This is a genomic window from Sphingomonas changnyeongensis (assembly GCF_009913435.1).
Classification (GTDB): Bacteria; Pseudomonadota; Alphaproteobacteria; order Sphingomonadales; family Sphingomonadaceae; genus Sphingomonas_B; species Sphingomonas_B changnyeongensis.
In genome coordinates, this window is sequence record NZ_CP047895.1 from 1,968,647 (window position 1) to 1,990,523 (window position 21,877).

General features: G+C 68.6%; 14 protein-coding genes, 1 tRNA gene and 1 pseudogene. 7 read left to right on the forward strand and 9 right to left on the reverse strand.

The genetic code is table 11. The features are described from left to right. Window positions 1-2 precede the first annotated feature (2 nt). From GVO57_RS09740 to GVO57_RS09755, 4 genes and pseudogenes are all read left to right on the forward strand, one after another. The gene (locus GVO57_RS09740) at window positions 3-2,363 is read left to right on the forward strand and encodes a hybrid sensor histidine kinase/response regulator (protein ID WP_233281566.1); all 2,361 of its coding nucleotides are present in this window, start codon (window positions 3-5) and stop codon (window positions 2,361-2,363) included. A gap of 215 nt (window positions 2,364-2,578) precedes the next feature. After that, window positions 2,579-2,803 (forward strand): response regulator, encoded by a 225-nt coding sequence (locus GVO57_RS15475; protein WP_327785513.1) that lies wholly within the window; start codon window positions 2,579-2,581, stop codon window positions 2,801-2,803. Window positions 2,804-2,869: 66 nt separating this feature from the next. Further along, window positions 2,870-3,951, forward strand: a pseudogene (recA, locus tag GVO57_RS09750) (recombinase RecA). A gap of 147 nt (window positions 3,952-4,098) precedes the next feature. Next, window positions 4,099-4,725, forward strand: coding sequence for a glutathione S-transferase family protein (locus tag GVO57_RS09755; RefSeq protein WP_160592982.1), 627 nt, complete (start codon window positions 4,099-4,101; stop codon window positions 4,723-4,725). Between the two features lie 162 nt (window positions 4,726-4,887). Here GVO57_RS09755 and GVO57_RS09760 read toward each other — a convergent pair whose 3' ends face one another. The 4 genes from GVO57_RS09760 to GVO57_RS09775 all read right to left on the reverse strand — a co-directional run bounded on the left by GVO57_RS09760 (window position 4,888) and on the right by GVO57_RS09775 (window position 9,789). Continuing rightward, window positions 4,888-6,204 carry a dicarboxylate/amino acid:cation symporter gene (locus GVO57_RS09760; protein WP_160592983.1) on the reverse strand — a complete coding sequence of 439 codons (1,317 nt, stop codon included), beginning with the start codon at window positions 6,202-6,204 and terminating at the stop codon, window positions 4,888-4,890. A gap of 129 nt (window positions 6,205-6,333) precedes the next feature. Then, entirely contained in the window at window positions 6,334-7,917 is a 1,584-nt protein-coding gene (locus GVO57_RS09765) for an amidase (RefSeq protein ID WP_233281322.1), read from the reverse strand. Window positions 7,918-8,057: 140 nt separating this feature from the next. Continuing rightward, window positions 8,058-8,303 carry a hypothetical protein gene (locus tag GVO57_RS09770; protein ID WP_160592984.1) on the reverse strand — a complete coding sequence of 82 codons (246 nt, stop codon included), beginning with the start codon at window positions 8,301-8,303 and terminating at the stop codon, window positions 8,058-8,060. A gap of 67 nt (window positions 8,304-8,370) precedes the next feature. Further along, the gene (locus GVO57_RS09775; protein ID WP_160592985.1) at window positions 8,371-9,789 is read right to left on the reverse strand and encodes a M20/M25/M40 family metallo-hydrolase; all 1,419 of its coding nucleotides are present in this window, start codon (window positions 9,787-9,789) and stop codon (window positions 8,371-8,373) included. Between the two features lie 106 nt (window positions 9,790-9,895). On the opposite strand from GVO57_RS09775, the gene ettA reads away from it, so the two are divergent. Continuing rightward, window positions 9,896-11,575, forward strand: coding sequence for an energy-dependent translational throttle protein EttA (ettA, locus tag GVO57_RS09780; protein ID WP_160592986.1), 1,680 nt, complete (start codon window positions 9,896-9,898; stop codon window positions 11,573-11,575). 327 nt (window positions 11,576-11,902) lie between these two features. Here the strand turns inward: ettA and GVO57_RS09785 are convergent. The 3 genes from GVO57_RS09785 to moaA all read right to left on the reverse strand — a co-directional run bounded on the left by GVO57_RS09785 (window position 11,903) and on the right by moaA (window position 13,846). Beyond that, window positions 11,903-11,977: transfer RNA gene (locus GVO57_RS09785), tRNA-Asn, on the reverse strand. Between the two features lie 79 nt (window positions 11,978-12,056). Further along, window positions 12,057-12,827, reverse strand: coding sequence for an NAD kinase (locus GVO57_RS09790; RefSeq protein ID WP_407695687.1), 771 nt, complete (start codon window positions 12,825-12,827; stop codon window positions 12,057-12,059). Further along, a complete protein-coding gene (gene moaA / locus GVO57_RS09795; RefSeq protein WP_201752613.1) occupies window positions 12,824-13,846 on the reverse strand; it encodes a GTP 3',8-cyclase MoaA in 1,023 nt (340 codons plus the stop codon). Before moaA ends, GVO57_RS09790 begins: the two co-directional genes overlap by 4 nt. 110 nt (window positions 13,847-13,956) lie before the next feature. Between moaA and GVO57_RS09800 the strand changes: the two genes are divergently transcribed. Continuing rightward, the gene (locus GVO57_RS09800) at window positions 13,957-15,990 is read left to right on the forward strand and encodes a putative bifunctional diguanylate cyclase/phosphodiesterase (protein WP_160592987.1); all 2,034 of its coding nucleotides are present in this window, start codon (window positions 13,957-13,959) and stop codon (window positions 15,988-15,990) included. Here GVO57_RS09800 and mfd read toward each other — a convergent pair. Next, window positions 15,941-19,402 (reverse strand): transcription-repair coupling factor, encoded by a 3,462-nt coding sequence (gene mfd, locus GVO57_RS09805; RefSeq protein ID WP_233281323.1) that lies wholly within the window; start codon window positions 19,400-19,402, stop codon window positions 15,941-15,943. The two genes, GVO57_RS09800 and mfd, sit on opposite strands and share 50 nt — an antisense overlap. A 36-nt stretch (window positions 19,403-19,438) precedes the next feature. Continuing rightward, window positions 19,439-19,705: an FAD assembly factor SdhE gene (locus GVO57_RS09810; RefSeq protein WP_160592988.1), complete on the reverse strand. Its 267-nt coding sequence runs from the start codon at window positions 19,703-19,705 to the stop codon at window positions 19,439-19,441. 95 nt (window positions 19,706-19,800) lie between these two features. Here GVO57_RS09810 and recG point away from each other — a divergent pair, with 95 nt between their 5' ends. Then, a complete protein-coding gene (gene recG / locus GVO57_RS09815) occupies window positions 19,801-21,861 on the forward strand; it encodes an ATP-dependent DNA helicase RecG (protein ID WP_160592989.1) in 2,061 nt (686 codons plus the stop codon). Window positions 21,862-21,877: the final 16 nt, after the last annotated feature.

Here is a 21,877-nt window from a genome sequence, read left to right on the forward strand (position 1 = left end):
CCCTGATCCTGCTCGGTGCGCTCGCATCGGCCGGGGTGATCCTGTGGGCGGTTGGCAGCATGGCGCTGGCAGCGGGCTTTGGTGCCGGGGCGCTGGCGCTGGCGGGCATCGCCCTGGCGCTGCGCCCTGCCGCCGCCGCCCCGGTCGCGGTCGCCGCGGGGCGCGGCGGCGATCCCGCGCTGATGAACGCGGTCATCGAAAGCGACACCATCGCCGTTGCGGTGACCGACCGGGACGGGATGCTGGTCTGTGCTAACGATCTGTTCGGGGCATGGTTTGACGGTTACCGCGCGCCGCCGGGGCTGGGCGTCGGCGATATCGGCGTCGCCCGGCTGACCGCGGCGGGGCGCGACGCCTGGCGCGACGGGCGTGGCCGGGTGGAGCGGCTGAACCGCGACGCGGTGCAGCTGAGCGTCGATGTGGTGCGGGCCGGGATTGGCGAGGATCATCTGGTCTGGCGGTTCCGGCCGGTCGCAAGCTTTGATCTGGTCAAGGAGGCGCGCCGCCTGCTGGCCGGCGATGCCGGCGAAAGGCTGGGCGAGGCGGGCATCATGGCGGCGCTCGTGGGCGGCGACGGGCGGATCAGCGGCGGCAACCGCGCCTTTGCGCTGCGCGCCGCCGGACGGCCCGATGCGGCAATCGAGGGGCGCGATTTCGTCACCCTGTTGTCGGCCGACAAGAACGGCCTGATCCGCTTCGAGCGCGAGGGCGCGACCGGCGGGCCGCTCAGGCTGCTCCAGGTGCCGTTCGATGCCAACGACCCGGCCGGTGCGACGCTCGTGTTCCTGCTCGACGATGATGCGACGCCAAGGCTGGGCGAGGGCAGTGCGTCCAGCCATCTGGAAACCCTGCTCGGCATGCTGCCGCTCGGCTTTGCGCTTGCCGATCGGGACGGGCATTTCCTGTTCATGAACGAGGCCTTTGCCCGTGCAGCGGGCGTCGATGGCCAGGCCCCGCCGGTGTTCCCGAGCGATCTGGTGGTGCGCGAGGACAAGGGCGTGGTCGCCGACACTGTGCGCCGCTTCGCGTCCGGCCCGCCAATGTCGGGCGACATTGCGGTGCGCCTGCGCGCGCGGCCCGATGATCCCGTCGCGCTGTCGATCGCGGGTGCGCGGGGTCTCGGCGATGCGACGGTGCTGCTGTCGCTCAAGGACAATGCCGAGGAATCGCGGCTGAAGCGCCAGGTCGCGCAGGCGACCAAGATGCAGGCGGTCGGCCAGCTGGCCGGCGGCGTCGCGCATGATTTCAACAACATCCTGACCGCGATCATCGGGCATTGCGACCTGATGCTGATGCGTCACACGCCCGGCGACAGCGATTATGACGACATCCAGCAGATCCGCGCCAACTCCAACCGCGCGGCCAGCCTGACGCGCCAGCTGCTCGCCTTTTCGCGCCAGCAGACGCTGCGCCCGCAGGTGCTGCAGCTGCCCGATGTCGTGTCGGAAGTGTTCAACCTGCTCAAGCGGCTGCTGGGCGAGACGATCACCCTGACCGTCAAGCATGGCCGCAACCTGGGGTCGGTGCGCGCCGATCCCGGTCAGCTTGAACAGGTGATCGTCAACCTGGCCGTCAATGCGCGCGACGCGATGCCGGCCGGCGGCACGCTGACCCTGCAAACCTATGCGGTGTCGAACGCCGAGGTGCGGCGGATGAACAGCGATATCCTCCCGGTCGGCGATTATACCGCGCTGCGCGTCACCGATACCGGCACCGGCATTCCCGCCGATGTGCTGCCCAAGATCTTCGAGCCCTTCTTCACCACCAAGGAAGTAGGCAAGGGCACCGGGCTGGGGCTGTCGACCGTTTACGGGATCGTCAAACAGTCGGGCGGGTTCATCTTTGCCGAATCCGAGCTCGACCAGGGGACGAGCTTTGTCCTCTATCTGCCCGTCCACAAAGCCGATGCGCAGGCCAGTGCCGCGCCGGCCATGCCCAAGGAACGTCCGTCGGAATTGTGGGGCAGCGGCACCATCCTGCTGGTCGAGGACGAGGCGATGGTGCGCGCGGTCGCCGAACGCGCGCTCACCCGCCATGGCTATAAGGTCGTCACCGCGACCAATGGCGAGGAGGCGCTGGAGCAGCTGGAAGCGCATGAGCCGTTCGACTTGCTGATTTCCGACGTGGTGATGCCGACAATGGATGGGCCGACGCTCGTCCGCCACGCGCGCGAGAAATATCCCGAGCTGCCGATCCTGTTCATGTCCGGCTATGCCGAGGAACAGCTGCGCAAATCGATCGACATCGCCCGCGTCGCCTTCCTGCCCAAGCCGTTTTCGGTGCAGCAGCTGGCCGAGGCGGCGCGGGCCGCGCTGGCGCCCAAGCAGGCGGGCGAGGGCGGGGGCGCTACGCCGGCCGATTGATCGCGGCACTTTGGCCGGCCCGGCCAAGCGGTTAGGATCATGACCATGAACATGCCCGATCCTTTGCCGTCCCCGGCGATCCTGATCGTCGAGGACGAGGCGCTGATCAGCCTGATGGTCGAGGATTTCCTGATCGAGCTGGGGTGCCGGCCGGCCGGGACCGCCGCCGGGCTGGACGAGGCCCTCGCCGCGATCGGCCAGGGGGATTCGACGCGGTGCTGCTCGATGTCCATCTTGATGGCGGCGTGCCCAGCTGGCCGGTCGCCGATCTGCTCGCTGCGCGCGGCATTCCTTTCGCTTTCATGTCGGGCGGGCTCGATATGGTGCTGCCCATGGCCCATCAGGGGCGGCCGCTGCTCGCCAAGCCGTTCACGCTGGCAGCGCTGGCGGAGATTCTCGGCATGCTCATGGCTGCGTCGTCGTTCTCCACTTGTTCCTAAGGAACAAATGGCATACATAAGCCGCGTTGAACGCCGGTCGCGTTCGCTTTACGGAGGCTTCTCACCATGACGGCACAGCTCAAGGTGGTCGGGTCGGACAAGCAGGCAGGAACGATGGACAGGCAGAAAGCACTCGAAGCGGCACTCGCGCAGATCGACCGCGCGTTCGGCAAGGGCTCAGCGATGAAGCTGGGCAGCCGCGAGGCGATGCAGATCGAGGCGATCTCCACCGGATCGCTCGGGCTGGACATCGCGCTCGGTATTGGCGGCCTGCCGCGCGGCCGGATCGTCGAGGTTTACGGCCCCGAATCCTCGGGCAAGACGACGCTTGCCCTGCACGCGATCGCCGAGGCGCAGAAAAATGGTGGCACCGCCGCCTTTGTCGATGCCGAACATGCGCTCGACCCGGTTTATGCCAAGAAGCTGGGCGTCGACATTGACGAACTGATCGTCTCGCAGCCCGATACCGGCGAACAGGCGCTGGAGATTGTCGACACTCTGGTCCGTTCCAACGCCATCGATGTGCTGGTGGTCGATTCGGTCGCAGCCCTGGTCCCGCGCGCCGAAATCGAGGGTGAGATGGGCGACAGCCATGTCGGCCTGCAGGCGCGGCTGATGAGCCAGGCGCTGCGCAAGCTTACCGGCTCGATCAGCCGGTCGCGCTGTCTGGTGATCTTCATCAACCAGGTGCGCATGAAGATCGGCGTGATGTACGGCAATCCCGAGACGACGACCGGGGCAATGCGCTGAAATTCTATGCCTCGGTCCGTCTCGACATCCGCCGCACCGGCCAGATCAAGGATCGGGACGAGATTGTCGGCAACGCCACGCGGGTGAAGGTCGTCAAGAACAAGGTCGCGCCGCCGTTCAAGCAGGTCGAGTTCGACATCATGTATGGCGAGGGCATTTCGAAGGTTGGCGAGATTCTCGACCTGGGCGTCAAGGCCGGGCTGGTCGAGAAATCGGGTGCGTGGTTCAGCTATGATTCGATCCGGATCGGTCAGGGCCGCGAAAACGCCAAACAATATCTGCGCGATCATGCGGATGTGATGGGCCGGCTGGAAAACTCGATTCGCGGCAAGTCGGAGGATGTGGCCGAAGCGCTGATGGTCGGCCCGTCGGCCGAGGATGATCTCGACGACATGTAAGCCGGAACCCAAGCCGGACCGGGTGCGGGGCAGCCGGCCCCGCCGCCCGCATCCGCGCCCCGGCGCGCGGCGATTGCCGCCGGCCTGAGGTCCAGCCTATGCTTCCCGCCGGGGCGGTCGCGCCCCGGCCAGGGAGTTGCGCGTGCCATGACGATCATCGTCCATCATCTTGAAAACAGCCGGTCGCAGCGGGTGCTGTGGATGCTCGAAGAGCTTGGGCTGGCCTATGAGGTCAGGCGCTATGCGCGCAATCCGCGCACGATGCTGGCCCCGCCCGAGCTGAAGCGGGTGCATCCGCTCGGCAAGTCGCCGGTGATCGAGGATGGCGGCAATGTGGTCGCGGAAACCGGCGCGATCGTCGAATATCTGCTGGAAAAGGGCGATGGCCGGCTCGCGCCGCCCGCCCACCGCGACGCCGTGCTGCGCCACCGTTTTTTCCTGCATTATGCCGAAGGTTCGCTGATGCCGCCGCTGCTGGTCATGCTGGTGATCGGCAAGCTGGGGCTGCTCGGCCGCCCGGCGCGGCCGCGCATCCAGGCGATGATCGACACCCATCTCGATTATCTGGAAGGCGAGCTTGCCGGGCGCGAATGGCTGGTGGGCGACGGGCTGACCGCCGCTGATATCATAATGAGCTTTCCGGTCGAGGCGGCGCGGATGCGCGGCGGCCTTGACGCGCGGCGCCCCAATCTGATGGCCTGGCTCGCCCGCATCCACGCCCGGCCCGCCTACCGGGCGGCGCTGGAGCGCGGCGGCCCTTATTCCTTCGCCTGATCGGCCCGGCTGGGTCTCTTAACCGCGGCGGCGGCCCGACCGCGTGCCGGCACGGGCCGCCGGATCCTGCTCGGGGGTGGCTTCGGCGATCCGGCGCGCCGATAGGATGCGCCGGATCAGAAGCCGTGCAGGCCGCCCATGCGGCCCGGCGGTGCGGCCGGATCAGCCGCCTGCCTTGGGATCCCAGCTTTCGGCCTGCGGCGGCCCGGCGCGGTGGGTGGGCGCGCGCGGGGCCTCGATCTCGGCAGGATCGGCGGGGTCGAGCGTGCCTTCCCAGCGCGCGACGACCGCGCTTGCCACCGCATTGCCGACCACGTTCGTCGCCGACCGGCCCATGTCGAGGAAATGATCGACCGCGAGGATCAGCAGCAGCCCGGCCTCGGGAATGTCGAAAAAGGACAGGGTGGCGGCAATGACGACCAGGCTGGCGCGCGGCACGCCGGCCACGCCTTTTGACGTCACCATCAGCACCAGCAGCATCGTGATCTGCTGGCTGAGCGACAGGTCGATGCCATAGGCCTGGGCGATGAACATGGTCGCAAAGGTCATGTACATCATCGAACCGTCGAGGTTGAACGAATAGCCGAGCGGCAGCACGAAGCTGGCGATGCGCGGCGGCACCCCGAACCGGTCGAGCGCCTCGAGCGTGCGCGGATAGGCGGCTTCGGACGAGGCGGTCGAGAAAGCGAGCAGGATCGGCTCGCGGATATAGCGCACCAGAAGTCCCGCGCGCCGGCCGATGACGAGGAACGCCGCCGCGCCCAGCACCAGCCACAGCACCAGCAGCCCCAGATAGAAGCTGCCCATGAAATAGGCGAGATCGCCCAGCACCTGCGGCCCGCGTTCGGCAAGCGTGCCGGCCACCGCCGCGAACACCGCGACGGGGGCGACGCGCATCACATAATTGGTCACCTGCAGCATCACCTGGACCAGCGCCTCGAGCCCGCGCACCAGCGGCGCGGCTTTCTCGCCCACCGCGGTGATGGCGACGCCCAGGAACAGCGAGAAGACGACGATCTGCAGGATCTCATTGGCCGCCATCGCCTCGACCATCGAGGCGGGGACGAGGTGCGTGACGAAATCCTTGAGGTTGAACCCGGCCTTGGCCACCCCGGCATCGGCCGATACCGGCGGCAGCGGGAAATCCAGCCCGATCCCCGGCTGGAACAGGTTGACGAGCACCAGCCCGAGGCTGAGCGACACGAGGCTTGCGGTCAGGAACCAGCCGACCGCACGCACGCCCACCCGGCCCAGCGCCGCCGTATCGCCCATATGCGCGATGCCGACGACCAGCGTTGAGAACACCAGCGGCGCGATGATCATCTTGATCAGGCGCAGGAACAGGCCGGTCACGATCGAGAAATAGCCGGCAATCTCGGTCAGCCGCGCCTGATCACCGACCGAGGCATTGAGCGCCCAGCCGACAAGGATGCCGAGCAGCAGCCCGGCGAGGATGTAATAGGTCAGGCGTTTGGCCACGTGTCACTCCAGAATCAGCCGGGCACGGAAAGGCGATCCGGCCGGCCGGGTCAAGCGGTGCGTCGGCCCGCCACGATGCCCGGCCCGGTGCGCGGATCGCGCGCGGGTCGGATCAGCCGCGATGCGGGGTCACCGCGCGGGCGCGGGGCGAGGATCGACCGAGGGGGCGAACTGCGCCGGCGTCTGCGGTCCTGCCGCCTGTTCGAACGCATGGCCAAGGCCGATCAGCAGCGCCTCGGACCAGGCCGGGCCGATGAACGACAGGCCGACGGGCAGGCCGCGCACCCTGCCCATCGGCACGGTCAGATGCGGATAGCCCGCGACCGCCGCCAGCCCGCCGGGGCCGCCGCCGCCAATCTGGTCGCCATTGACGGTATCGATCAGAAAGGCCGGGCCCATGGTCGGCGCGACCAGCGCGACGACCTTGTTGTCGGCGAGCATCCGGTCGATGCCCTCCGCGCCCGCCATCCGCCGCGCCTTGGCACGCGCTTTCAGATAGTCGGGATCGTCCAGCCCTTTGGTCGCTTCGGCCTGGATGAAGATGTCCTGCCCGAACAGCGGCATTTCGCGGTCGGCAGTGGCGGTGTTGAACGCGATCAGATCCGCCAGGCTGCGGGTTTTGACCGTGGCCGGCGTGGCCGCCAGATACGCGTTCAGCCCGGCTTTGAACTCGGTCAGCAGCACCTGATATTCGGCCGCACCGATTTCGCCCCGGCCCTTGAACTCGGCAATGTCGACCAGCACCGCACCCGCCGCGCGCATCAGCGACAGCGCCTGTTCGAACACGATGTCGGTCGCGGGCGAATAACCGGTGGCGAAACGCAGCACGCCGATCCGCTTGCCCGCCAGCGCGCGCGGATCGAGCGCGGCGACATAATCGGCGCGCCGGGCATCGGCCTCTGCGGTCGCCGGATCGGCGGGGTCGCTGCCCGCAATCGCGGCCAGCAGCCGCGCGGCATCGGCGACGCTGGCTGCCATCGGGCCGGCGGTATCCTGAGATGCGCTGATCGGGATGATGCCGGTGCGCGACACCAGCCCGACCGTCGGCTTCAGCCCGACAATGCCGTTGAGCGCGGCCGGGCAGGTGATCGACCCGTCGGTTTCCGTTCCGATCGCCATGCGCACCATACCCGCCGCCACCGCCGCGCCGCTGCCCGAGCTTGAGCCGCAGCTGTTGCGGTCAAGCGCATGGGGGTTGCGCGTCTGCCCGCCAACCGCGCTCCAGCCCGAAATGGACTGGGACGAGCGGAAGTTCGCCCATTCGCTGAGATTGGTCTTGCCGATCACCTGCGCGCCCGCCGCCTTCAGCCGCGTGACGAGCGGCGCGTCTTGCGCGGGCATATTGGCGGTCAGCGCGAGGCTGCCGGCCGTGTTGGGCAGGCCGACAAGATCGATATTGTCCTTGATCAGCACCGGTTCGCCGAACAGCGGCCCGCGCGCCATGCGCTGCCGGTCGGCGCTGCGGGCGCGGTCGAGCGCATCGGGCACGGTTGCGATCACCGCGCGCACCGCATCATTATGGCGGGCGATCCGGTCGAGCGCGGCGCGCACATTGGCCTCTGCCGATGTGGCGGCCGCGGCCGGCGCGGCGGGCAGGGCGGCGACCAGCAGCGCGGCAACCAGCGGTCGGGCGAGGGCAGCGCCCAGCCTGTCACCTGTCGGGGTCGCGCGCGCGTTTGCCGGCATGCGCGCCGGGATCCGGATTGTGGCCATGGTCATTGCCTCCCTTTTCGGGAGCAGCATGGCGCGCCCTGCGCCGGGCGTCGAGTCTTGCACCCGCCTTCCGCGCAAACAGAAAGGGCGGCGATCCGTGGATCGCCGCCCCCCTGTTTTCAGCCAGTGGCTGACGAAGCTTACTTGGCTTCGACAGCGTTGCCGGCGGCAGCAGCCGCGTTGTCGCCCGCAACAGCGGCGTTGTCGACCGCGTTGGTGGTGGCGTCGACGGCGTTTTCGGCGGCGACTTCAACGTTCTCGGTCACGTTCTCAACGGCCGCTTCGACGTTCTCGGCAGCGTTTTCGACGTTTTCCGACTGCTGCTGACCGCAGGCGGCCAGGGTCATCAGGCCGGCAGCGGCGAGAACAAAGGTCAGCTTCTTCATTCCAATATGCTCCCCAAAAGGAAAATCCGCGCTCGGCCTGCGCCGTCGCGAGCGGCCCTCTTAGCGCCTAGCGCGTTCCAGTCAAACTGTTTTGGTTGACAAGCGGCTCGGCCGCGGCGGCGGTTTCGGCCAGCATCGCCGTCCAGGCCGCGACATTCTGGCGCAGCTGCGCCCGGTCGATCTTGTCGAGCGTGTCGTCGGGCGTGTGGTGCAGGTCGAAATAGCGGCTGCCGTCCTGATTGAGATCGACGGTGCTGACGCCGGCGCGCGACAGCGGCCCCAGATCGGCCCCGGCGCCCGCCGGGCCGCGCCCGCGTATCACCCCCAGCGGCGCAAGCAGCGCGGCCAGCCGGTCGCCAAGCGGCGCTGCGGCGTCCGGCAGCTTGGTCTGCACCCGCCACACCCGGTCGGCCCCGAAATCCGATTCGGCGACCAGCGCATGGGGTTCGGCGCGGTGGGCGCGGGTATAGGCCTGGCCGCCCAGCCCGCCGATTTCCTCCGCCCCGAACAGGATCACGCGGATCGTGCGGCGCGGGCGGCCGGCATCCATCACCCGCTTGGCCGCCGCCATGGTGATGGCGACGCCGGCAGCATTGTCGATCGCGCCGGTGCCCAGATCCCAGCTGTCCAGATGCCCGCCAATGGCGATGATGCCCGCGTCCGGATCGGTGCCCGGCACTTCGGCGATCACATTGCCCGATTGCTGCGGACCGGTGTGGCGGGGCGTGAGCACCAGCCTGATCCGCAGCGGGGTATTGCTGCCCTGGCCGCCGCGCCGTGCCAGCCTTTCGATCTGGTCGGCATCGGGGTTGGAAAGCGCTGCCGCCGGGATCGGCGCGACGCCGGTGTCGAACACCGTGCTGCCGGTATGGGGCATGCGGTGGCTGTCGGTGCCGATCGAACGGATGAGGATCGCCGCCGCGCCCTTTTTCGCGGCAATGTTCGGCCCCGCCCGGCGGACGCCGCCGATATAGCCATAGCTCGATCCGTCCTGCGTCGCGCGCATCGCATGGCCGATATAGACGATCCGGCCCGCGACCGATGCCGGCGGCGCGGCCTCCAGCGCTGCCAATGATGCGAACATCACCACCTCCGCCTCCAGCCCGGTGGCAGGCGTGGCGCCGCTGTTGCCGAGCGCGGTCAGCGCGAGCTTCTGCGGCGCGGGGGCGATGATTTCGCCGCGTTCCTCGCCGCGCTCCCAGCCGGGGATTTCGAACGGCTCGATGCGGACATTCTGAAAGCCCAGCGCATTCAGCCGCGCCACCGCCCAGGCGCGCGCCGCCGCCTCGCGCGGGCTGCCCGCCGGGCGCGGGCCGATTTCGGTGGTCAGCCCTTCCAGAATCGACCAGGCCAGCTCGTCGCCAAGTGCCGCCTCGCGCAGCTCCGCTGCCGGCGGTGCCGCCAGCGCGGGAAGGGGGAGCGCCGCGCCGATGAGCAGCGGGATCAGGGCGAGCCGCCGGATCGGGCGGGAGCGGTTGTTTTTCATGGGCCTACCGGTATCGGCCGGGCTGCTGTTTGCCAAGCCATGCCGCCTCGGCTAGGGCGCGTGGCAAACCCCCAGACCACGACCCTCAACTCCGGAGACATGGCCGATGGCCGTCCAATACAGCTTTGTCATGAAGGGGCTGACCAAGACCTTCCCCGGCCAGCCCAAGCCCGTGCTCAACAACATCCACCTGCAGTTCCTGCCGGGCACCAAGATCGCGATCATCGGCGTGAACGGCGCCGGCAAGTCCACGCTCATGAAGATCATGGCGGGCATGGACACCGAATATCAGGGCGAAGCCTGGGCCGCCGAGGGCATCCGCGTCGGCTATCTGCAGCAGGAACCGCAGCTTGATCCGAACAAGACGGTCAAGGAAAACGTCATGGACGGCGTCCGCCCGGTCGCCGACCTGGTCGACCGGTTCAACGAGATTTCGAACCTGATGGCCGATCCGCCCGAGGATGCGGATTTCGACGCGCTGATGGCCGAAATGGGCGAGCTGCAGGAAAAGATCGACGCGGTCGATGGCTGGACGCTCGACAACCAGCTTGAAATCGCGATGGACGCGCTGCGTTGCCCGCCGGGCGACTGGTCGGTCGAAAATCTGTCGGGCGGCGAGCGTCGCCGCGTCGCGCTGTGCCGCCTGCTGCTCGAAAAGCCCGAAATCCTGCTGCTCGACGAACCGACCAACCATCTCGACGCCGAAAGCGTCGCCTGGCTGGAACGGCACCTGATCGATTATCCGGGCAACGTCATCCTCGTCACCCATGACCGCTATTTCCTCGACAATGTCGTGGGCTGGGTGCTGGAAATCGACCGCGGTCGGGGCATTCCGTTCGAGGGCAATTACAGCAGCTGGCTGGAAGCCAAGGCCAAGCGCATGGAACAGGAAGAGCGCGACGAGGCCGGACGGCAAAAGGCGATCAAGGAAGAGCTGGACTGGATCCGGCAGACGCCCAAGGCGCGTCAGGCCAAGTCCAAGGCGCGTATCCGGGCGTTCGACGAGCTGGTCGAACGGCAGGAAGCACGCGCGCCCGGCAAGGCCCAGATCGTCATCCAGACGCCCGAACGCCTTGGCGGCAAGGTGATCGAGGCGCGCGGGCTGACCAAATCCTATGGCGACAAGCTGCTGTTTGAAGATCTGAGCTTCACCCTGCCGCCGGGCGGCATTGTGGGCGTGATCGGCCCGAACGGGGCCGGCAAGTCCACGCTGTTCCGCCTGATCACCGGCCAGGAAAAGCCCGATGCCGGCGAGATCGACATCGGCCCGACCGTGCAGCTGGGCTATGTCGACCAGAGCCGCGATGCGCTCGACCCCAATAAGAATGTCTGGGAAGAGGTGTCGGGCGGTCATGACCTGATGACCATCGGCAAGCATGAAATGTCGACGCGGGCCTATGTCGGCGCGTTCAACTTCAAGGGGCCCGACCAGCAGAAGAAGGTCGGCCAGCTGTCGGGCGGTGAGCGCAACCGCGTGCACATGGCCAAGATGCTGAAGAAGGGCGGCAATGTGCTGCTGCTCGACGAACCGACCAACGATCTCGACGTTGAGACGCTGCGCGCGCTCGAAGAGGCGATCGAGAGCTTTGCCGGCTGCGCCGTGGTCATCAGCCACGACCGCTTCTTCCTCGACCGGCTGGCGACGCACATCCTCGCGTTCGAGGGCGACAGCCATGTCGAATGGTTCGAAGGCAATTTCGAGGCCTATGAGGAAGACAAGCGCCGCCGCCTCGGCGACGAGGCCGACCGGCCGCACCGGATGAGCTACAAGAAGCTCACCCGCTGACACGGGCGGACAGCGCGCAACGACAGAGGGCGGCGGCACGCAGGTGTCGCCGCCCTTTTTGCTGGCACCGGCCTTTTTGCCTGACGGTGCGGGCGCGGGGCTGGAGCGTTTTCAAGCCGGGTGGACTTGACCCGGCGGCTCGGAAAACGCGGTAAAACAGAAAGCGGGAGCGGCCGATCCGATACAATCGGATCGGAAACCGCTCTGGGCGCGCAGATGCCATGCCTTGGCGCCGGCTTCGCCGCGTTTGGGGTGCAAAATCGGGGGAGGGGATCGCCGGCACATTCTCCGTCAGCGGAGAAAAATGCCGGCAGATCAAAGGCTCGCTGGCTCCCCGGGCCTGATTCGAACAGGCGGCCGTCCGATTAACAGTCGGATGCTCTACCGCTGAGCTACCGGGGAATGCCGTAGCGAGGCCGCGCCTATACCAAGGCTTTCGGGCTTTGCAACCCCCGCGCTGCAATCATTTGTGCGCGGGCGCCTAGACGACGAACTGCTCCATCGCGATCCGCTCGTCGAGCGCATGTTCGGGGTCGAACATCAGGCTGAGGGTGAAGGCGCGGTCGATGGTGACGTTGACGACCGCGACATCGCGCACCTCGCGCTGGTCGGCGACGGCGGAGACCGGGCGCTTCACCGCATCGAGCACGCGGAACCGGACCGGCATCGATTCGGGCAGAATCGCCCCGCGCCAGCGCCGGGGGCGGAACGGGCTGATCGGCGTCAGCGCGTTGAGCCCGCAGCCGAGCGGCAGGATCGGGCCATTGGCCGACAGGTTATAGGCGGTGGAGCCAGCCGGCGTTGCCACCAGCACGCCGTCGCACACCAGCTCGTCGAGCACGACGCGTCCCTTGACCCTGACTTCAAGCTTGGCGGTCTGGCGCGTTTCGCGCAGCAGCGACACCTCGTTGATCGCCGGCAGTTCGACCCGCAGCCCGTCGATCGTCTCGGCTTCCATCTTGAGCGGCGAGACGTCGAACCTTTTGGCGCGGGCCAGCCGTTCGTCGAGGCGCTCCACGCTCCAGTTGTTCATCAGAAAGCCGACGGTGCCGCGGTTCATCCCGTAAACCGGCAGGATCCGCCGCCGCTCCAGCATCGCGTGCAGCGTCTGCAGCATGAAGCCGTCGCCGCCCAGCGCCACGACCATCTCGGCCTCGTCGAGCGGCACCCAGTCATAATAAGTGCGCAGCTCGCGCTCGGCCTCCTGCGCCACGTCGACCGGGGCGGCGAGCAGGGCGCGTCTGGTCATCATCCCCCCGTCACGCTCATGTGCCGGGCAACCGCCGGGCGTTCGATGTGGAAATCATGGGCGCGCGGCTTGATCCGCATCGCCGTGTCGAGCGCGGCGTCGATCCCGGCCGCGCCATCCCGCTCCCACGCGGCGCGCAGATCGACGCTGTCGTCGCGCCCGAGGCACAGATAGAGCCGGCCTTCCGCCGTCACCCGCACCCGGTTGCAGGTCGCGCAGAAGTTTTCGGTGAGCGGCGAGATGAAGCCGATGCGGATGCCAAGCTGCGGCGCATCGAGATAGCGCGACGGCCCGGCGGTGCGGTGATGGCTTGGAACCAGTTCGATTTCGCGCGCGATCCGGCTGCGCGCCTCTCCGGCGGCGAGGAAACGCCCGCTGCGGTCCTCGGCGACGTCGCCGAGCGGCATCGTCTCGATGATCGACAGATCATGGCCGTCAGCGCCGCACCAGCGCGCCATCGCCACGAACTCATCGTCATTGACGCCGGCAAGCGCCACCATGTTGATCTTGATCCGCATCCCCGCCGCCCTGGCGGCGGCGATGCCCGCCAGCACATCGGCAAGCGCGTCGCGGCGCGCGATGCTTGCGAAACGGACGGGATCGAGCGTGTCGAGGCTGACATTGATGCGGCGGATGCCCGCATCCGCCAGCCGCGCCGCGACACCGGCCAGCCGCGCCCCGTTGGTGGTCAGCGTCAGCTCCTCCAGCCCCTGACCCAGCAATCGGCCGAGCCGTGCCGCCAGATCGGGCAGGTCGCCGCGCACCAGCGGTTCGCCGCCGGTCAGGCGGATGCGCCGGATGCCGCGCGCCACCATGTGCGCGGCGACCGCTTCGACCATGTCGGGCGGCATCAGCCGGCTGCGCGGCATGAAGCGCATGTCCTCGCCCATGCAATAGCGGCAGCGGAAATCGCAGCGGTCGGTCACCGACAGGCGGACATAGTCGATCCGCCGGCCAAAAGCGTCGACCAGCGCCGGATCATGCCGGTCGCTCAGCGCCCCCGGAGCCGCCGGGGCGTTCATGACGGAAAGGTCGCCATCGCGCGCGCAACCTAGGCAGCGCATGGCCATGCGGCAAGCCATTGGCGAACGCGCACAACATGTTACTATCGGCGCTCACGAAAGGGGGCGCAATGACAGGCTTGGGCGACGCGGAGCTGCCGTCCGCCGCCGGAACGGCGCTGTTCCTGCTGTCGTTCCGCCACCGCGACGAACTGGCTGCGGCGGCGGACCGGGCGGGGTGGCGCGCGATTGCCGCGCGCCGCGCGCTCGATGCCGAGCGCCGCTTTCTCCAGTCGGGCGCACAGATCGCCGTCGTCGATGCGCGCGGCGCGTTCGATGACGGGCTGGCCGCCGTGCGCGCGCTCGCCGATCCCGTTCAGGCCAATGCCGCCGCCTTGCTCGCGCTCGTGTCGCGCACTGATGTCGAGCGGCTGGGCGAAATCCATGCCGCCGGCGCGACCCATTATCTTGCCAGCCCGTTCGGCGAGGCCGAGCTTGCCCAGGCGCTGCTGTTCGCCGCCCGCCACGCCGAGCGGCTGGGTGTGCGGGTACAGCCGCGCCAGATCGAGCCGCTGGCGTGGAGCGGCGGCGCGGATGGCGTGGTGCTGTCACCGGGGCTCGCCCGGCTGATCGATGCGCCCGCAGAGACTCTGCCGGTGCGCGCCGCGCTGATGCTGCTCGGCGCCGAAGGCCGTGCGGCGCTGCGTGCCGGACGGCGGCGGCTCAGCGAGGGGCGGGGGACCACTGCGGTCACGCTCAGCCTTGCCGGCGGCGGGCGCGTCGCCCTGCATCTGTCGGTGCGCCACGGCCGGCTGAGCGGCCTGGTCGAGCGGCTGTCGCCCGACCCGGAACCCGAACTGGCGTTTCGCGACGCGCTGACCGGGCTGCACGATGGCGGCGGCGCGCGGCGCTGGATGGCGGACCGGTTGCGCGCGGGCGAACGGCCGGCGCTGCTGCTGGTCGGGCTGACCCGGTTCAACATGCTCAACACCGCTTATGGCCGGGTGATCGGCGATGCGCTGCTGCAGGCGGCGGCGCGGCGGATTGCGCGGGTGCCGGCGGATCTCGGGCGCAAGGCATTTGTCGCGCGCATGGCCGGGACCGAGTTTCTGATCGGCGTCGCCCGCCCCGATGCCGATACGCTGCGCGAACTGGCCGAACAGGTGCTGGCCGCGCTCGAACGGCGTTTCGTGGCCGGGCCGGACATGGTCTCGCTGGGCGTCACCATTGGCGGCGTCACCGCCAGTGCCGATGAGCAGCCCGCGATGCTGCTCAGGCGCGCGAGCATCGCCCTTGCCGAAGCGCGCGAGGGCGCGGCGGGGCCGATCTGCCTGCACGATCCCGAAGCCGCGCAGGCGGTGTCGCGCGCCGAGCGGCTGGCCGCCGAACTGCGCCAGGCGATTGCCGGGGGGCAGGTGGACATCGTGTTCCAGCCTCAGGTGTCGATCGCCTCGGGCGCGATCACCGGGGTGGAGGCGCTCGCCCGCTGGCACCATCCCGATTTCGGCGATGTGGGCGCAGAGGCGCTGTTCACCGCCGCTGCGCGCGCCAATCATCTGGTCGCCCTGTCCGAACATGTTCAGCATCAGGCGATGGCGATCGCCGCCGCATGGCCCGGAACGCTCGCCTGGCTGCGGCTGTCGGTCAATGTGACGGCAGAGGAGCTGCACCGGCCGGGCTTTGCCCCGGCGCTGCTGGCGCGGGCCGATGCTGCGGGCTTTCCGCGCCGCCGCCTGACCATCGAGGTGACCGAGACCGGGCTGATCGAGGATCTGGGCGCGGCGGCCGAGGCGCTCGCCACGCTGCGCGCCGCCGGGTGCCGGGTGGCGATCGACGATTTCGGCACCGGCTATTCAAGCCTTGCCTATCTGAAGGCGCTGCCGCTCGATTATCTCAAGATCGACAAGGGCCTGACCCAGGACATTGCCGGATCGAACCGCGACCGGGTGGTGGTGCGCGGCGTGATCGACATGGCCCGCTCGCTCGGCCTTGGCGTGATCGCCGAAGGCGTCGAGACCGAGGCGCAGCTCGCCGCGCTGACCGCCGAGGGCTGCACCCTTTACCAGGGCTATCTGTGTTCCGAGCCCATCGACGGGGCGCGGCTGGCGGCGCTGGTCAGGCCGCCAGTTTCGCCAGGCCCCGCGACAGCTGCAATGCCCCGTTGAGGCGCTTGGCCGGGTTCGACCAGTCGCGCGTGATGACCAGCCGCGAATCCGGCCGCAGCCGCGCGCTCTCGCCGATCTTGGCGACATAGGCGAGCAGCCCCGCGACATTGGGCGGTGAATCTTCGTGAAAGGCGACGACCGCGCCGCGCGGCCCGGTTTCGATCTTCGCGACCATCGCCCGCTTGGCGTTGAGCTTGATCTCGATCAGCCGCACCAGATTCTCGGTCGCGGGCGGCAGCGGGCCGAACCGGTCGATCAGCTCGGCGGCAAAGCCCTCGATCGCCTCGGCCGAATCAAGCTCGTTCATCCGCCGGTAAAGGCCCATGCGCAGATCCAGATCGGGCACATAATCGTCGGGGATCATCACCGGCACATCGACGGTGATGGTCGGCGAGAAGCCCTCGCTGCGCCGCGCGGCTGCCATGCCGCCGGCCTTGGCGTCGAGGATCGCCTCTTCCAGCATCGACTGGTAGAGTTCAAAGCCGACTTCCTTGATATGCCCCGATTGTTCGTCGCCGAGCAGATTGCCCGCGCCGCGAATGTCGAGATCGTGGCTGGCCAGCTGGAAGCCCGCGCCCAGGCTGTCGAGGTCCGACAGGATCTTCAGCCGTTTTTCGGCCGTGTCGGTGATCGCCGTGTCCGCCGGGGTGGTCAGATAGGCATAAGCGCGGATCTTGCCGCGGCCCACCCGCCCGCGCAGCTGGTAAAGCTGGGCAAGGCCGAAGCGGTCGGCGCGGTTGACGATCAGCGTGTTGGCGCTCGGGATATCAAGGCCGCTCTCAACGATGGTGGTCGACACCAGCACGTCATAGCGCTTGTCGTAAAAGGCCGACATCCGCTCCTCGACCTCGGTCGGCGCCATCTGGCCATGCGCGACGACATAGCGGATCTCGGGCACCTCCTCGCGCAGGAACTGCTCGATATCGGGCAGGTCGGCGATGCGCGGGGTGACGAAATAGCTTTGCCCGCCGCGATAATGTTCGCGCAGCAGCGCCTCGCGCAGCACCACCGGATCCTCGGGCATCACATAGGTGCGCACCGCCAGCCGGTCGACCGGCGGGGTCTGGATGACCGACAGTTCGCGCAGGCCCGACATCGCCATCTGCAGGGTGCGCGGGATCGGCGTCGCGGTCAGCGTCAGCTGGTGGACATCGGTCTTGAGCGCCTTCAGCCTTTCCTTGTGGGTGACGCCGAAACGCTGTTCTTCATCGACGATCACCAGCCCCAGCCGCTTGAACGCGACGGTCTTGGCCAGGATCGCATGGGTGCCGATGACGATGTCGATCGTGCCGGCCTCAAGCCGTTCCTTGGTTTCCTTCGCCTCCTTGGGCGGAACGAGGCGCGACAGCCGGCCGATTTCGAGCGGAAATCCTCTGAAACGTTCGACAAACCCCTGATAATGCTGGCGGGCGAGCAGGGTGGTCGGGCAGACGACCGCCACCTGCATCCCGGCCATGGCAGCGACGAAGGCGGCGCGCAGCGCGACTTCGGTCTTGCCGAAGCCGACATCGCCGCATACCAGCCGGTCCATCGGCCGGCCGGCCGCCAGATCGTCGAGCACATCGGCGATCGCCCGGTCCTGATCCTCGGTCTCCTCATAGGGGAAACGGTCGGCAAAGGCGGCATAGCCCGAATCGGCGACTGCAACTTCGGCGGGGCGCAGCGCGCGTTCGGCGGCGGTCTTGATCAGTTCATGCGCGATCTCGCGGATGCGCTCGCGCATCGCGGCCTTGCGCCGCTGCCACGCCTCGCCGCCCAGCCGGTCGAGCGCGACCCCCTCATTCTCGGAGCCGTAGCGCGAGAGGACTTCGAGATTTTCGACCGGAACATAGAGCTTGTCGCCGCCGGCATAGCTGACCGCGACACAGTCATGCGGGCTCTGGCCGACGGGAACCTGGGTCAGCCCCTCATAACGGCCGATGCCGTGATCGACATGGACGACAAGGTCGCCCGGGCTGAGCGTCGCCAGTTCATTCAGGAACGCATCGGCCTGTTTGCGCCGCTTGCGCCGCCTGACCAGCCGGTCGCCCAGCATGTCCTGTTCGGTGAGCAGCGCGACATCGGGCGTCGAAAAGCCATGGTCGAGCGGCAGCACGACCAGCGCCGCGCCCGCGCTGTCGGCCTGGCCCAGCGCTTCCTGCCAGCCATCAGCGCTGCGCGCGCTCTTCAGCCCATGATCGGCGAGCAGGTTCGCCAGCCGCTCGCGCGCGCCCGGCGAATAGCTGGCCAGAATGACTTTCCGGCCGGATTTCTTCAGCTTGGCGCAGTGTTTGACGACCGCTTCATAGATATTGGCCTGCTGCGCGCGTTCGGGGGCGAAGTCGCGCGCCGCCTCGACCGCGAAATCCATCACCTGGTCGCCGGCGGGGGCCGCAAAGGCGGTGGCGAGGTGGATCGGCCGGGTCCGGCACGCCTCGGCCCATTCCGCCGCATCCAGATACAGGCCCGCCGGCTCGACCGGGCGATAGCTGCCGGGGCTGGCTGACTGGGCGCGCTGGCGGTTGGCGAAATAATCGGCAATCGCCTCGAGGCGCTGCTCGGTCGCCGCCGTCGTTCCGAAATCGCGCACGACCACGCAGCCATCGCCCAGATGGTCGAACAGCGTCGCCATCCGCTCTTCAAGCAGCGGCAGCCAATGTTCCATCCCGGCCAGCCTGCGGCCGTCCGACACCGCCTCGTACAGCGGATCGCCGGTCGCGGTCGCGCCGAACATTTCCCGGTAACGGCCGCGGAACCGCTTGATGCTGTCGGCATCGAGCAGCGCTTCGGACGCGGGCATCAGGGTGAAGCCGTCGATCCGGTCGATCGTCCGCTGGTCGGCGGGGTCGAACCGGCGGACATTTTCGATCTCGTCGCCGAAGAAATCGAGCCGCAGCGCAAACGGCTCGCCGGTCGGGAACAGGTCGATCAGCCCGCCCCGGATCGCATATTCGCCGGCCTCGGCCACGGTATCGACGCGCTGATAGCCATTGGCCTGCAGCCGCTCGGCCAGCCGGTCGCGGTCGATCCGCTCGCCTGGTGCCAGCCGTGCGACCAGCTGGCGGATGCGGAACGGGGTCAGCACGCGCTGCACGGCGGCGCTCGCCGTCGTCACCACCAGCTGCGGCCGATCGGGGCGGGCCTGCAGCCGGTTGAGCGTCGCCAGCCGTTCGGACTGGATGCGCAGCGACGGCGAGGCGCGGTCATAGGGCAGCACGTCCCACGCCGGAAAGCCGAGCACCTCAAGCTCGGGCGCGAAAAACCCGGCTGATTCCGCCATCGCGCGCATCGCCGCTTCGTCTGAGGCGATGAACACCGCGCGCACCGGCGCGGCGCGGGCAAGATCGGCCATCAGCCAGGGCAGGAACCCGGCGGGCACCCCGGCCAGGGTCAGCGCCCCGCCAGGTGCCAGAATGCGCTGAAGGTCGGTCACGCGCCCGCTCCGGGGGTGTGGGAGGAATGGACAATCTTACTTTTCGACAGGAACATAATCGAGCTTCTTCAGATCATCCATCATTGGTCCGCGCCATGCCTCTGGCACTTCGGCAGTGCCGATCGCCCAGGCCATGATGTCGACATCCTGTTCGTCCATCAGCGCTTCGAACCAGTCGATCTCGGCCTCCGTCCAGCCGGCGGAATGGCGCTCGAAAAAGCCGCCGATCAGCAGGTCCGCCTCTTTGGTCCCGCGATGCGTCGCACGGAAGCCAAGGCGTTTCAGGCGGATTTCGCGGTCCATGATCGGCTCCATCGGACAAAGCGGGTTAGGGGTCGGCTGCGGCCGAACGCGCTGGCGGGCGCGTCGGCATTGTGATTAGAAGCGGCCAGATAGGCATGCGACCCGAAATCCTCAATCCGCTGTTCGCCGAAGTCGAGGCGTTGAAGGGCATCGGCCCGGCGCTGCGCCGGCCGCTGGAGCGGCTGGGGCTGGCGCGCGCGGTCGATATCGCCTTTCACCTGCCGACCGGCTGGGTCGACCGCCACGCCGTCGACCGGCTGGCCGAGGCGCGCCCGGGGCAGGTGATCCTGACGACGCTCACCGCAACCGGCTACCGCGCGGCGGCCGGGCGCGGGCCTTTCCGGGTGCAGGCGGCGGATGCGGCGGGCGATCCGGTGAGCCTGGTCTATTTCGGCGGCAATCCCGGCTGGGCGCGCAAGCTGTTCCCGCTGGGCGAGGCGCGGCGCGTGTCCGGGCGGCTCGACGCCTATGGCGAGGGGTTGCAGATCGTCCATCCCGATCTTGTCCTGCAGCCGGGCGAGGCCGAACCACCGCTGCGCGAGCCCGTCTATCCCCTGTCTGAAGGCATGACGTCACGCCGGCTCGGCCAGCTGGCGCAGCAGGCGCTGGCGCGGGCGCCTGAGCTGCCCGAATGGATCGAGCCGAGCCTGCTGGCCGCGCGCGGCTGGCCGGCGTGGCGCGCGGCCCTGAACGCTGCCCATGCCGACCCCGCCGATCAGGCGGCGCGCGAGCGGCTGGCCTATGACGAGGTGTTCGCCAACCAGCTGGCGCTGATGCTGGTGCGCGCGTCGGCGCGGCGGCGGCGCGGGCGGGCGCTGGTCGGCGACGGGCGGCTGCGCGATGCGCTCAGCCTGCCTTATGCGCCAACCGGTGCGCAGCGGCGCGCGATTGCCGAGATCGAGGGCGATCTGCGCCAGGACGCGCCGATGCTCCGCCTGCTGCAGGGCGATGTCGGCGCGGGCAAGACTTTGGTGGCGCTGATGGCGCTGCTCGTCGCGGTCGAGGCGGGGACGCAGGGGGCGTTGCTCGCCCCGACCGAGATCCTCGCGCGCCAGCATCACGCCTCGCTGTCCCGCATGCTCGCTGGCCTGCCGGTCAATGTCGCGATCCTGACCGGGCGGGAAAAAGGGCGGGTGCGCGATGCAACGCTGATGGGGCTGGCGGACGGGTCGATCGATATCCTGATCGGCACTCATGCCATCTTCCAGCAGGATGTGAACTATCGCCGGCTTGGCCTTGCGGTGATTGACGAACAGCACCGGTTCGGGGTGTCGCAGCGGCTGATGCTGGCGCAGAAGGCGGCGACGCCGCCGCATGTGCTGGTGATGACGGCAACGCCGATCCCGCGCACGCTGACGCTCACCCAATATGGCGAGATGGATGTCAGCCGGCTCGATGAAATGCCGCCGGGGCGCCAGCCGATCGAAACGCGGGTGATCGCCGAGGACCGGCTGGCCGAGGTGGTCGAGGCGCTCGGCCGGCTGATGGATCAGGGCGGCCAGGCCTATTGGGTGTGCCCGCTGGTCGAGGAGAGCGAGAATAGCGACCTTGCCGCCGCCGAGGCGCGGGCGGAGGCGCTGCGGCTGCGTTTCGGGGCGGAGCGGGTCGGTCTGGTCCATGGCCGGATGAAGGGGCCGGACAAGGACGCGGTGATGGCGGGGTTCGCCGCCGGGCGCATCGCCGTGCTCGTCGCGACGACGGTGATCGAAGTCGGCGTCGATGTGCCCAATGCCACGCTGATCGTGATCGAACATGCCGACCGCTTCGGCCTGGCGCAGCTGCACCAGCTGCGCGGGCGGGTGGGGCGCGGCACCGGGCGGTCAACCTGCCTGTTGCTGCGCTCCGGCGCACTGGGGGAGACGGCGCGCGCGCGGCTGGCGCTGATGCGCGAGAGCAATGACGGTTTCCGCATTGCCGAAGAGGATCTGCGGCTGCGCGGGCCGGGCGAGATTCTCGGCACGCGCCAGTCGGGCGAGCATGTCTTCCGCCTTGCCACGCCCGAGCAGGTGCAGGCGCTGCTGCCCGTCGCGACCGACGATGCGCGGCTGCTCGTCGACCGCGATGGCGGGCTGGACGGGCCGCGCGGGCAGGCGGCGCGGCTGGCGCTGTATCTGTTCGAACGCGATGCCGGTGTGGCGCTGTTGCGCGGAGGATAAATCCTAAACCAATCAG

Bases quoted from the DNA above. Each gene is read 5' to 3' on its own strand.
- GVO57_RS09755 (WP_160592982.1), top strand. From the start codon at position 4,099: ATGACGATCATCGTCCATCATCTTGAAAACAGCCGGTCGCAGCGGGTG.
- GVO57_RS09765 (WP_233281322.1), bottom strand. From the start codon at position 7,917: ATGGCCACAATCCGGATCCCGGCGCGCATGCCGGCAAACGCGCGCGCG.
- GVO57_RS09770 (WP_160592984.1), bottom strand. From the start codon at position 8,303: ATGAAGAAGCTGACCTTTGTTCTCGCCGCTGCCGGCCTGATGACCCTG.
- GVO57_RS09775 (WP_160592985.1), bottom strand. From the start codon at position 9,789: ATGAAAAACAACCGCTCCCGCCCGATCCGGCGGCTCGCCCTGATCCCG.
- ettA (WP_160592986.1), top strand. From the start codon at position 9,896: ATGGCCGTCCAATACAGCTTTGTCATGAAGGGGCTGACCAAGACCTTC.
- GVO57_RS09790 (WP_407695687.1), bottom strand. From the start codon at position 12,827: ATGATGACCAGACGCGCCCTGCTCGCCGCCCCGGTCGACGTGGCGCAG.
- moaA (WP_201752613.1), bottom strand. From the start codon at position 13,846: ATGAACGCCCCGGCGGCTCCGGGGGCGCTGAGCGACCGGCATGATCCG.
- GVO57_RS09800 (WP_160592987.1), top strand. From the start codon at position 13,957: ATGACAGGCTTGGGCGACGCGGAGCTGCCGTCCGCCGCCGGAACGGCG.
- GVO57_RS09810 (WP_160592988.1), bottom strand. From the start codon at position 19,705: ATGGACCGCGAAATCCGCCTGAAACGCCTTGGCTTCCGTGCGACGCAT.
- recG (WP_160592989.1), top strand. From the start codon at position 19,801: ATGCGACCCGAAATCCTCAATCCGCTGTTCGCCGAAGTCGAGGCGTTG.